The following is an 11,941-nucleotide window of genomic DNA, read 5'->3' on the forward strand; positions in this document are numbered from 1 at the left end:
CCATAGTATGGGCTGCAAATCACGGTTTTGTCTCACAAATGTGACGGAATCACTGCAGAACCGATTCAACCTTAAGAAAGAATAAAAATTGATTATGGCAAAGCGAAAACGCTCACGCACATCACTTTCACTGATTCAGGCTGTCAGTGCAACATTTTTAACTATCATTGTTCTTGTTATAGCCCTTTCTGTCTCAAGTTTCAAAGGAATGGAACAGGTAGGGGAACAATTTGAAGACTTGTCGCAAAAAGCATTACCAATCGCGATGGCAAACGCAAAGTTAACCAGGAATGTATTGGAGATGGTTAAGCTACTCAACCATGGTATGCAGATTACTGAGCCGAAAGAGTTGCCTCTCATAAAAGAGCAAATCGACTCTCTTGCAACTCAAAGCACAACTTTGGTTGTGGAAGCGTCTGGTGTAGCTCAGCAACTCTCGGAGGAGTTAGACACCAAACTAGCGCGTTTACATAACATCACGCAGTCCATTTTGTTGAAGCAATCTTCGGTGATACAAATTCAAATGGATATTGATGCCGCTGTAGGTGGGTTTCGCTATGGGCTTAGCTCTATCGGCCCGGAAATGAATCGAATCAGTTCGTTCCTTAGTGCTGATAATCCTGAGTCGAGCGATGCCGCTAACCGTTTCATTGCTTCTGCAAGCTCAATGGAAAGTACGTTCTTAGTCATGATGATGCACTCAGAATTAAACAAAGCCGAAAAAGAATACCGAGAAATGCGAAATCGCATAGCAGGTATTAAACTCGCCTATGAAGACTTCCAATCTTTCCATCCTGAAGTAAGTGAATATGCAAGCTTAACCGCACCATATGAGATGGTGAAACAAGGCTTTAGTGAAAAGGGCGTGCTGCGTTTGATCCTCGCCAAACTAGAACAAGGGGAATTGCAACGTTCAGAGTTTAAACAGGCTTCGATGCTTGCGGATGAAACCATGCGGTTACTTGATCAAATCTCCCAAACCGCTGGTCAGTTGATCGATGAAAAAGAGCGGGTGGTCAACGAGACCATTGAATCGGTGAGCGTTGTGCTCGTGTTTGCGGCGTGTGTGATTTCTTTTATTATTCTGGTTACTTGGTTTAGTCTCAAGTCATGGACAAACCGAGGGTTAAGGAATGTACTAACGCGTCTTTCAGCACTTACCGAACATGATTTTCGTGACAAGGCAGAAGAAGTCGGCCCCTATGAGCTGAAAGAAGTAGCACGAAAGTTGAATCAAGTAATCGATTCCACACATGACTCCATTCAAACGGTGACGCGCAATTGTGAAACGCTTTATCAGACGGCAGAAGTAAGTCACAGTGCAGCCGAACAAACAAGTGATGGGTTGGCAACACAAAATGAAGCGTTGTCTAGTATGATCACGACCATAACGCAGCTTGAAGCCTCTATTCGTGAAATAGCAATGGTGACAAATGCATCTTCACAGGACTCGCTCCTTGCAACCCAACACACTGAAAAAGGGGTTCAAGTCGTGGAACAAAACCGCGAACGTTTGGAGTCATTAGAAAGCTCTTTGGATGTAAATGAACAGTCAATGTTAGAGCTAGACCAGCGTGTTAAACAGATTCGTGAAATGGTGGATATGATCAGTGGGATCGCGGACAACACCAACTTGCTTGCTCTCAACGCGGCAATAGAGGCTGCCCGTGCTGGTGAGCAAGGGCGTGGATTTGCGGTTGTCGCTGATGAAGTTCGCAAACTTGCAAGTGATACCTCTCAACAAACTACGAACATCCGAGAAATGATGAGCGAGCTTATTACTGCCGCAGAGCGTTCGCGCCAAGCAGTTAATGATTCAAGAGAAGAAATGACCCACGCGCTAAAGTCCAGTAATGAAGTGAAATCGACATTCTCTGATATCAACCTCGCGGTTAAGCACATTCAAGAACGTGTTGAGCAAATCTCAGTTGCTACAGAAGAACAAGAACGAGCGACGGCAGATGTATCTCAATCCATCACGCATATTTCTGATCTTGGCGAACGCACAAAGCTGCAGCTTGAGTCTATGGTTGAGAGTTCTGAGCAAGTGGCGGAAATTGCCGGGCACCAGCAAGCAATGCTGCACAAGTATGAGCTTCATCAGACCAAGTAAATGAGATGTTTCCACCGACTAAAAGCAGAACCTCGGTTCTGCTTTTTTGTTACGGCTACCCATTCAATGGCTCCTATTTGCATTGCAAGAGTGAGTTACATCTCATCTCGTTCATTTCTAAAGGGTTTAGCTATCACAACGTGATGTTAATGCTTTGTTCGAGGGACTCGTTGACTAGAATGTCGCCAGAATTCAAAGGAACGAATCATGCAGCTTCACTCGATTTCTTTATATCCAGAGAAAGCTAAAGCCTTTTGCTTGAACCATAAGGAGTGGTTTTGTGATCGATAAAGTTTGCCCCGTCGTTCTACGTAATCAAAATCAAGAGATCCTACTTTTTAAACATCCGTTGGCGGGTGTTCAGCTCGTCAAGGGTACTGTTGAAGTGTTTGATGAAAGTTACATCATAGCGGCCAAGCGGGAGCTCGCTGAGGAGTCTGGTATCACACATGTTCGTTCCGCACGATATTTATGCTCATGGGACAGTGGCTTTCAAAATCAAGCATGGCATTTTGTTTTGTGTGAGTGTGCTGATCTCGCTAATTCATGGCTGTTTCATACGCAAGACGATGGTGGACATGATTTCGCGTTCTTCTGGCACGATGTCGAGAGCGGCCTTCCCGCGAATGCACATACTGTGTTTCAGCGCGGGCTGGAAAAGGTACGAGAGTTGCTAAACCAAGGCGTGATTTAAAGGAGGATTCTGTCGTTGCATTGGCGGATTTGGGACAATGACAAAGCAAACACTATGCTTCTACTAGAAGCAAATAAAGAAGGTAGAGTAGCCGTTACTGTTCTCATCGTGTTGATAATGGCACTGTCGATCTCAAAAATGGCGATGAGATTACAAATGTTTAAGTGACTTCTATATGCTTTGCTCATTCATTCAGATAAGGAAACGGTAATGGATAAATTCGTCTTGTTTCTCTTATGCCTTTTTATGACAGTTGGCGGAGTGGTTCATCTTTATGACAACATTGTTGGTGGCTTTTTACCTTACGATTTTGCGCCACGCTGGTTGAATATGTATTGGAGCGCTTTGGGACTATTGGACTTATTAGCAGCGTATCTATTGGTCAAGCATCACCGCTCTGGCATAGTCGTTATGTTATTGATTCTTATAACCAATGTTATCTTTAGTTCCCACGCTCACTATACATTAGAAATATTAGATAACAACGTCGCCCTACAAATGAAGACACTGTTTTTAGGGTTCTCATTTGGGGTATCTATCTGGTTATGGAATGCGCGAAAACATAGTCAATCGCGCCAAATATTTCGTTAATTATTATTTTCACAACACTCGATTAAGGATTGTAAACAGGGACTCGTTATGAACGATTTTAAAGACTTGGCCAGTTTTGCTGGTTTCAGCGTACTGACAGGTTTGAGCTTTGCCACCACTTTCTTCAGCCTTGCTTTTCTATACAGCTCAATAGAGGCACAGCAAGTAATGAACACCAATGCTTTGGCATGTGCAGTGCTTGGTGTTGTTGGTTTATTTGTTGGTATTACTCAGCTAAACAAAAAGCGTCAGCTAGCAGAAAACTAATCTGCTCTTACACATCATGAGGATGAAGTAGTGTTTAACTGGGGTTTAGGCTTGGTCTATTCGTTTTGTTGACATACTTCATCCAACAATATTTTTTCAACCATTACTTCTTCTCTTTATTGTAGCGAAAGGGCTGCGTTAACAGCTTATCTAATCTTTGCTCTTCTTCGTCTCTAATTTCCGGCACACCAATAACAACATCTTCATGACCCAACTTAGGCTGAGCTCGGTATGTCCCAAAAAAGCGGTCCCAAACTGAAAGGAAAAAACCAAAGTTTGAGTGGGTCTCTTTTACTATCACTGAATGGTGCACGCGATGCATGTCTGGTGTAACGATGACGTTTCGCAGTTTTTGGTCCATAGATAAAGCCAGTTTTGCATTACTGTGATTAAACATCGCGCTCGCATTAAGCACAATTTCAAATACCACAATTCCGATAGGTGAAACACCTAAGATAAACACGGCTGCAATTTTTACTCCCATTGAAATGATTATTTCGAAGGGATGAAAGCGTGCGCCTGTAGTGACGTCTATGTCGAGATCGGCGTGATGCATTCGGTGAATCTTCCACAGCGGTTTTACATGATGAAAGACAACATGCTGAGCGTAAATGACGAAATCAAGCAAAATGACGGTTAGGAAAATGTTTAACCAATCGGGGAGGGACAGAATATTCAGCAGCCCCCATTGTTGCTCCTGAGCTATGACCGCAGCTTGAAAGGCGGCGATAGGCATGATTAAAGCAATAACTAGGCTGTTAAAAGCAACCAATGACAAGTTATTGACCCAGCGAAACCTGCGCGAAGCGGTCAGTGTTTTTCTAGGCAATTTGTTCTCCCAAATGGCACAAAGCAATAATACGCCAAGGAAAAAGCCTAATCTGAGCCATGAGGGTTCTTGAAATGTCGTTTCTGTCACTGTCATTCCCTTATTTATTTCTTTATCTATGACCGAGATAAGTGTGAAATTATTTCAACACACTGCTGATGGGCTTATCTTGAGGCGAAACCATAATATCAGTAGAATCGCGCTCTACTTTTTACTTGGCATTACTTACCATGAGAATTCACGCTTTCCACCGTTTATATCAGTACCGACAATCTATCTCAACCAAGCCTTTCAACGCGCGTGGATGTAAAGTGGTTCGTTGCCAATATTGCCAGGTTTCTGAGCAACACTGTTTGTGCGACCTTCAGCCAAACATTAAGGCTAATATTGCATGTATGTTGATTGTTTCTGAAAACGAAGTATTTAAGCCAAGTAATACCGGTCGTCTAATCGCTGATACGATTCAAGAGACTTACGTGTATCAATGGAACCGAACAGAACCGTCTGAAGAGATGCTAGCGCTACTACAGGATGACAGTTACCAACCGGTGATTGTATTTCCTGCAGACTATGTGGATGATCCCTCTCGTTTAATTGAAGATCTAGAGCCAGGGCGATTGGTAAAAGAAGATGTCGAGAACAAAAAATGGTTGCTGATCTTTATTGATGGTAGCTGGCGTGAGGCACGAAAGATATTCCGTCGTTCTGATTTTCTTAAATCTTTGCCTGTGCTTTCCATTGAGCCGGAATCTCTGTCTGAATACATCATGCGCCGCTCCGAGAATGATCAGCATCTTTCAACCGCCGAAGTCGCGACATTAGTTTTAAAACAAGCTGGTGAGCCTAAAGCTGCGGAATGCCTTCAATTGTGGTTTGAAGCCTTCAGAGAAACTTACATGCTGAGCAAGACTCGAGTCAAAAACGACCCTAACCAGCCACACTTGAAACGTTTCAAAGAGTGGATGAAAACCGAGAGCTGACTCTAAGGAATGAGCTTTTGTTGATGGTATGTTGTTCAACTGGCTTCGGTGAGGGGATAAATCTGCATTCGGTCACGGTTTGCAGGCGTACAGATATGGATAATGCCATCAGTTTATACTTTTGACTCTAGCCATTTTTGAGAGTCGTTTGAAGCATTTTTTAGGAGAGAAATACATGTATTACGGCTTTGATGTCGGTGGCACTAAAATTGAATTTGGTGCATTTAACGAGAAGCTTGAGCGTGTAGCGACGGAACGTGTACCTACACCAACAGACAACTACGAGCTGCTGGTTGATACCATTGCGGAATTGGTGAATAAATACGATACAGAGTTTGGCTGCGAAGGTACGATTGGTCTTGGCTTGCCAGGTATGGAAGACGCCGATGATGCAACGGTACTAACAGTTAACGTTCCTGCGGCAAAAGGCAAACCACTTCGTGCTGATCTGGAAGCTAAAATCGGTCGCAGCGTAAAAATTGAAAACGATGCAAACTGTTTCGCGCTTTCTGAAGCGTGGGACGAAGATCTTCAAGATGAACCATCTGTACTAGGTTTGATCCTTGGTACTGGTTTTGGCGGTGGCTTTATCTACGAAGGTAAAGTATTCTCTGGCCGCAACCACGTAGCGGGTGAGGTGGGTCACACACGTCTTCCTATCGACGCATGGTTCCACCTGGGTGAAAACGCACCATTACTTGGCTGTGGCTGTGGCAACAAAGGCTGTTTAGATAGTTACCTATCTGGTCGTGGTTTCGAGCTTCTTTACGCGCATTACTACGGCGAAGAGAAGAAAGCGATCGACATTATTAAAGCGCACGCAGAGGGTGAAGAGAAAGCAGTAGAGCACGTCGAGCGCTTTATGGAGCTGCTAGCAATCTGCTTTGCAAACCTGTTTACTGCAACAGACCCACACACCGTTGTACTTGGTGGAGGCTTATCTAACTTCGAATTGATTTACGAAGAGATGCCAAAACGCATCCCTAAACACTTATTGTCTGTAGCTAAGTGTCCTAAGATCATCAAAGCAAAACACGGTGATTCAGGTGGTGTACGCGGCGCTGCGTTCTTAAACATCAAGTAGTGACTGAAACCTTACTCGATACAAAGTAAGAAGAAATTTAAAGCCCCGTTTAGACCATCAAGGTAAAACGGGGCTTTTACTTGTATATCGAAGTAACTTATATACCCAAGTAACTTCTATATGCTTGGGTATAGAGCACGAAAAAAAAATAGCATGCATAAAAAACTCGCGACGAATCGCGAGTTTTCTGTTTGCAGATAAGCTTATTTGTTCTTTTTGCCTACGCCTAGGTTTTCTTTTTGAGCTAGGGTGATTTTACTAAAGCCTAATTTTCTGAAGTAGTTGTCGCGGTAGTTGCGCACTGCTTTAGTGTCAGACACTGCTTCGATTTGTTGCTCCATCTTTAGGAACTCAGTGATATCGATACCTTCTGCCTCGGCAACTGCTTCTTGAATGTTGCGGTGTTGCTGGTATGAGAACGTCAGTTCTTTGTCTTGGTCTTTGTAAGTGTAAAGAATGGTGCGAGCCATAGCTGTCTCTCTGAAAAGGTTTCTGTATTAAACAAAAAGGCCAGACTCGCTGACCTTTGAATTTCTAGTTTGAGCTAGATTCTGCCTTGAAGTGGGATAATTGTCACGCTTTCTCCCGCTTTTACTGTATCAATAGCTGGGGAGATTTCGATCAAACAGTTTGCCTCACTCATTGAGCGCAAAATACCAGAGCCTTGCTTGCCTGTTGTACGAACGGTTAAACGGCCAGTTGCATCCAGTTCATAGACGCCACGGCTAAACTCGGTACGACCTTGTCGAGAGCGAAGGTTTTCAGTCGCGATGGCATTCACTTTCAGAGGCTTCCAGCCTTGTTCGCCTTGCATCTTACGCAGTGCAGGCTCGACAAAGTTGATGAATGAAACCATCACGGCAACAGGGTTGCCCGGCAGACCAAAGAACGGCTTGTTGTTGATTTGACCAAACGCTAATGGACGTCCCGGACGCATGTTGATTCGCCAAAAATCTATTTGACCAAGTTTATCCAAGGCAAGTTTGATGTAATCCGCATCACCAACAGATACGCCACCAGAAGTCATAACCACGTCCGCTTGCGCCGATGCGTTTTCCAACGCTTCAATCATTAACTTTTCGTTGTCTTCCAGAATACCGAAGTCCAAGATCTCGCAGCCGAGCTTTTCAAGCATGCCCATGATGGTAAAACGGTTGGAATCGTAGATAGAATTCGCATTTTGCTCTGTTCCCGGCGCTTGTACTTCGTCACCGGTGGAGAACACGGCAACTTTCACTTTGCGGAACACATTCGCTTCACCAAAACCAAGCGAAGCGATCATGCCCATTTCTGGAGAGGCTAGGCGAGTGCCTGCGGTAAAGACGTCACTGCCGATAGCGAGATCTTCACCTGCTTGACGAACGTTTTGGCCTGCTTTGATATTCGCACCGTTAAAGGTGACCTTGTCACCTTCTTGAGAGGCTTGCTCACGCATGACCACTGTGTCGCCGTTACGTGGTGTTGGTGCGCCAGTCATGATCTTCACCGCTTGACCAACGTCCAGAGGTTGATCGTAAGCATGACCCGCCATCACTTCAACAACCACTTGGTAGCTATCGCGGTCAACATCATCACTGCGGATAGCGTAACCGTCCATCGCGGAGTTGGTGTATTGCGGCACGTTTACTGGTGAAATGATATCTTCCGCGAGAACACGGCCATAGGCGTTTTCAATCTTGCATGCTTCTATTTCCGAGACCGTGTTCACCAAAGAAAGGATTTTTTCTTGGCCTTGAATCACAGAAAGGAACGCCGGAGAAAGTGTGTCGCAACATGCGGCGTCTTTCTCTTTAGATTTTGGTGCTTTTGCATCTTGAACGTATTGAAGAACAAATTGAGCGATGGCATCCAAATCATTGATGTTCATTTGAGGCAGTTCAGAGTCCAACTCGCCGCTGTCTGACGCGATAGCGATGATGTTTTCATCGTGAGGGTAAAGCCAAGGTTTACCCACTTCTTCACGGTGCAATTCAATTTTAGGAAACGCGATGTTTTTACAGCCTTCAACCAAAACCACATCGAGCTTGTCTTCATCAAAACGAGTTAAGAGGTATTCAAACTCCGCTTCGGCTTCTGGCGTTTCTGTCATTAACGCAAAACGGTTGCGAGAAGCAATCAGCATTTGAGACGCGCCAGCTTTGCGTAAACGGTAGCTGTCTTTACCCGGCTTATCGACATCGAAGTTGTGGTGCGCATGTTTTAGCATGCCAATGCGTAAACCTGCTTCTGTCAGCTTTGGCAATAGGGCTTCAAGTAGCGTGGTTTTGCCTGTGCCTGAATAAGCTGCAAAACCAAGAATAGGAATGTTTAGCGTGTGTTTCATGATTCTAATTGTCCAAATTGCGCCAGTTCTTCCGGAGTGTTCAAGTTGACGAAACAGTTTGGTGAGTCGCTAAAGTCAACGTAACTGGTGTTGCACTCTTTGTAGAGCAGAATGATTTTGCGGTCGCCACGTTCTAAAAACGCGGTGAGTTTTGGCAGTACGCGCTTGTGGTAGAGCGTAAAAACAGGTTGCTGATGGTCACCATCATGCGCGACCAAAATATCGCTGTCTTCTTTGACGGCCTGGCAGAAACGCTCGACAAGGTCGGTGTTAATTTGTGGACTATCGCAAGGTACAAATCCGACCCAGTCGGTTTCAGAATGCATCAAACCCGCGTGAATACCGCCCATAGGCCCAGGGAAATCTTTGAATTGATCACTAAATACGAAACCAAATTTGCTGTACGCATCTTGGTTTCGGTTGGCATTAATTAAAATGCGTGGAGTTTGTGGAGATAAACGTTCAATAACGTGCTCGATGAGTGGCTTCTGATTTAACTCAATCAGACCTTTATCTTTTCCACCCATACGGCTGGCTTGGCCACCAGCCAAAATGACCCAACTAGTTTGTGTTGGTTGAAGCATATGCATTCTCTTGGGATGTTTCTTTTGGTATGACATACAACAGAGGAGACTCTATCAAAGTCTTGTCTTTAATCCACCACTGTTTTTTACATAAGTCGGTCAGTGCGTTGGCCTGATGGCTTGTCACCACGATACTGGAACCACGATCCAAAAGATCTTTCGCCATCACCACCAATCGTTCAATGGATTCTTGGTCTAAAGACGCACTTGGCTCATCCATCAACAAAATCGACGGTTTTAAGATCCAAGCCCTTGCCATGGCAACGCGCTGTTTTTCACCGCCGGACAACACGGAAATATGTTCGTCCGCTAAGGTTTCTAAACCTACCATGCGCAGCGCGTGAATAACTTGAGCTCGCTTATCTTTTTGCGTGTCTTGTTGATATTTCACTCCATAGACTACGTTTTCATATACAGTGCCGTCAAAAAGGTAAGGGGATTGGTGGAGATAAATCACATCGACACGACCATTGCGACGCGTCAGTCTTTTTAGCCACGTATCTTTTGGCGCAACAACATCACCAGTAGAGGGTTTGAGCAAGCCAGCAAGGATTTTGAGTAGGGTAGTTTTGCCCACACCATTGTCACCCTTGAGATAAATGGCATCATTTGGGCCGATGGCTAACTCAGGGATGTGGAAAAGCACACGCTCTTTAAAGCGCATGGATAACTGTTCGGCGGTGATTTTTATAGTCATAATTCGCCTCGACATGGGGTTAATGGTGAGTCGTTTGTTTGCTTCATGTTCTATGTTCTGAGGTAGCCTTTGCCTCTCATGCTTGATAAGAAGAAGTTTAGAGCCAACGCTAAAGATAGTAATACAATTCCTAATGCAACTCCTTGCGCAAAAGCACCTTTACTGCTTTCCATTGCGATAGCCGTGGGAATATTTCGCGTCACGCCCATAATGTTCCCACCAACCATCATTGAGCAGCCCACCTCGGTCACGATACGTGAAAACCCTGCAATGATAGCCGCAAGTAGAGGAAAGCGGGTTTCCCAAATCATCGTAGCTGCCAAGCGCGGAATGGAGACGCCCAGCGTGATGGCAGTTTCCACTGCACGACGGTCGCTAGATTGTAATGCACCATGCATCATCGATACCAAAACAGGGAAGCAGATCACCATTTGGCCGAAGATCATTGCCTTCTGAGTGAACAGCATTTGCCAGTCTCCCCAAGGGCCAGCACGCGACAGCAACATGTACAGCAACAGGCCAATCACCACGGTAGGGACCGCTTGCAGCGTATTTACGATCGACAACAAAAACCATTTACCGCTAAAGTCGGTATACGCCAGTACAAAGGACATCAAAATAGCCGGCAATACCACTAGGGATATTGCCGTGATAGAAACACTAAAGGAGACCGCAACGATCTCCCATAGGTCTGCATCAAAATTCACCAGTAAGCGAAGCGCTTCCAGTGTTGTATCAGCAAGATTCATATTGCGTTATTTGCTCTCAGCATTCGCAACAAACAGTTGTTTACCGTTTAGGCGGAAACCATTGATAAGTTCCTGTCCGCGAGGGTTTACCAACCAATCACTGAATGCCTTCGCACCTTGGTAGTTAATCGTTGGGTAACGCTCAGGGTTAACAAGAATAACTTGGTACGGGTTAAACAGTTTTTCATCGCCTTGGAACAGAATTTCTAGATCCAATTTGTTTTGGTAAGCCAGCCATGTGCCGCGATCCGTCATGGTGTAGCCTTGCATTTCAGACGCCATGTTTAGAGTTGGGCCCATACCTTGACCTACGCTACGGTAGCCACCAAAGTTCGGTTCGATTTTAGTTTGAGCCCAGAAGCCCATTTCTTTTTTGTGTGTACCAGAATCATCGCCGCGAGAGATGAACGTTGCGTTTTTGTTTGCGATCTCTTTGAATACATCTAACACGCCTTCGTCATTTTTGATTGTTGCTGGGTCAGCTTTCGGGCCTACAATCACAAAGTCGTTGTACATTAGCTTGCGAGGTAAAACGCCGTAGCCTTTCTCAACAAATGCGCCTTCAGCTTTTGGTGCATGTGTCATCACCAAATCTACGTCACCGTTTTCGCCCATTTTTAAGGCTTTACCAGTACCTGCAGCAATAACATCGACTTTGTAGCCCGTGTCTTTTTCAAATTGTGGAAGCAGGTAATCAAGTAAACCTGAATGGTAAGTACTGGTTGTGGTTGCAAGGCGAACGTGTTCTCCGTCTTGAGCAGAAAACGCAGAGTAACTTACAAGCGTGATTGACGTTGCAGCCAGAGTTAGCGCAATTTTTTTCATTTTTATGTGTTCCTTTCCAATGATTCTTTGGAATCTCTCCAGGTTTTAGGGAGAAGCCTTTTTGGACGAGAGCGATTAGCGTAATACGCAAGTTGTCTCAGGGTGTTGGAATAAGCAAACATCAACATCCTGAGATCACTTAAATGCGCTCCGTATCCACCTTATAGCAAACAAGATGCCAACCTTTTACAAGCTTAAAGTGCTT

General features: G+C 44.8%; 13 protein-coding genes. 6 read left to right on the top strand and 7 right to left on the bottom strand.

Translation table 11 applies throughout. The annotated features are described in order from the left end of the window. The first annotated feature begins 94 nt into the window (after window positions 1-94). The 4 genes from R7190_RS06705 (at window position 95) to R7190_RS06720 (ending at window position 3,665) form a co-directional block, all read left to right on the top strand. Window positions 95-2,113, top strand: a complete 2,019-nt coding sequence (locus R7190_RS06705; RefSeq protein WP_186584266.1) for a methyl-accepting chemotaxis protein — start codon at window positions 95-97, stop codon at window positions 2,111-2,113. 280 nt (window positions 2,114-2,393) lie between these two features. Then, window positions 2,394-2,807 (top strand): NUDIX hydrolase, encoded by a 414-nt coding sequence (locus R7190_RS06710; protein WP_025766662.1) that lies wholly within the window; start codon window positions 2,394-2,396, stop codon window positions 2,805-2,807. A 210-nt stretch (window positions 2,808-3,017) separates the two neighbouring features. Next, window positions 3,018-3,398 (top strand): hypothetical protein, encoded by a 381-nt coding sequence (locus R7190_RS06715; RefSeq protein WP_053303078.1) that lies wholly within the window; start codon window positions 3,018-3,020, stop codon window positions 3,396-3,398. A 48-nt stretch (window positions 3,399-3,446) separates the two neighbouring features. Next, complete coding sequence (locus tag R7190_RS06720; RefSeq protein ID WP_005389537.1) at window positions 3,447-3,665, top strand: hypothetical protein; 219 nt, start codon at window positions 3,447-3,449, stop codon at window positions 3,663-3,665. Window positions 3,666-3,768: 103 nt separating this feature from the next. Here R7190_RS06720 and R7190_RS06725 read toward each other — a convergent pair whose 3' ends face one another. Continuing rightward, complete coding sequence (locus R7190_RS06725) at window positions 3,769-4,584, bottom strand: sterol desaturase family protein (RefSeq protein WP_025766660.1); 816 nt, start codon at window positions 4,582-4,584, stop codon at window positions 3,769-3,771. 140 nt (window positions 4,585-4,724) lie between these two features. On the opposite strand from R7190_RS06725, the gene R7190_RS06730 reads away from it, so the two are divergent. Both R7190_RS06730 and nagK read left to right on the top strand, forming a co-directional pair. Beyond that, window positions 4,725-5,474 carry a tRNA-uridine aminocarboxypropyltransferase gene (locus R7190_RS06730; protein ID WP_053350551.1) on the top strand — a complete coding sequence of 250 codons (750 nt, stop codon included), beginning with the start codon at window positions 4,725-4,727 and terminating at the stop codon, window positions 5,472-5,474. 175 nt (window positions 5,475-5,649) lie between these two features. After that, complete coding sequence (nagK, locus tag R7190_RS06735; protein ID WP_005377586.1) at window positions 5,650-6,558, top strand: N-acetylglucosamine kinase; 909 nt, start codon at window positions 5,650-5,652, stop codon at window positions 6,556-6,558. Between the two features lie 203 nt (window positions 6,559-6,761). Here nagK and R7190_RS06740 read toward each other — a convergent pair whose 3' ends face one another. The 6 genes from R7190_RS06740 to R7190_RS06765 form a co-directional block, all read right to left on the bottom strand. Further along, on the bottom strand, window positions 6,762-7,028 hold the full coding sequence (locus tag R7190_RS06740) for a DUF2960 domain-containing protein (RefSeq protein ID WP_005377584.1): 267 nt from the start codon (window positions 7,026-7,028) through the stop codon (window positions 6,762-6,764). A gap of 74 nt (window positions 7,029-7,102) precedes the next feature. Next, window positions 7,103-8,881, bottom strand: a complete 1,779-nt coding sequence (locus R7190_RS06745) for a bifunctional molybdopterin-guanine dinucleotide biosynthesis adaptor protein MobB/molybdopterin molybdotransferase MoeA (protein WP_186584265.1) — start codon at window positions 8,879-8,881, stop codon at window positions 7,103-7,105. Continuing rightward, window positions 8,878-9,465 (bottom strand): molybdenum cofactor guanylyltransferase MobA, encoded by a 588-nt coding sequence (mobA, locus tag R7190_RS06750; RefSeq protein ID WP_005389527.1) that lies wholly within the window; start codon window positions 9,463-9,465, stop codon window positions 8,878-8,880. Before mobA ends, R7190_RS06745 begins: the two co-directional genes overlap by 4 nt. After that, window positions 9,443-10,162: an energy-coupling factor ABC transporter ATP-binding protein gene (locus R7190_RS06755; RefSeq protein WP_025766658.1), complete on the bottom strand. Its 720-nt coding sequence runs from the start codon at window positions 10,160-10,162 to the stop codon at window positions 9,443-9,445. Before R7190_RS06755 ends, mobA begins: the two co-directional genes overlap by 23 nt. Before the next feature lie 50 nt (window positions 10,163-10,212). After that, on the bottom strand, window positions 10,213-10,911 hold the full coding sequence (locus tag R7190_RS06760) for an ABC transporter permease (protein ID WP_154204594.1): 699 nt from the start codon (window positions 10,909-10,911) through the stop codon (window positions 10,213-10,215). 6 nt (window positions 10,912-10,917) lie between these two features. Further along, window positions 10,918-11,736, bottom strand: a complete 819-nt coding sequence (locus R7190_RS06765; protein WP_005389522.1) for a substrate-binding domain-containing protein — start codon at window positions 11,734-11,736, stop codon at window positions 10,918-10,920. Between the last annotated feature and the right edge of the window lie 205 nt (window positions 11,737-11,941).

This window comes from Vibrio sp. 1078-1, from assembly GCF_033340475.1.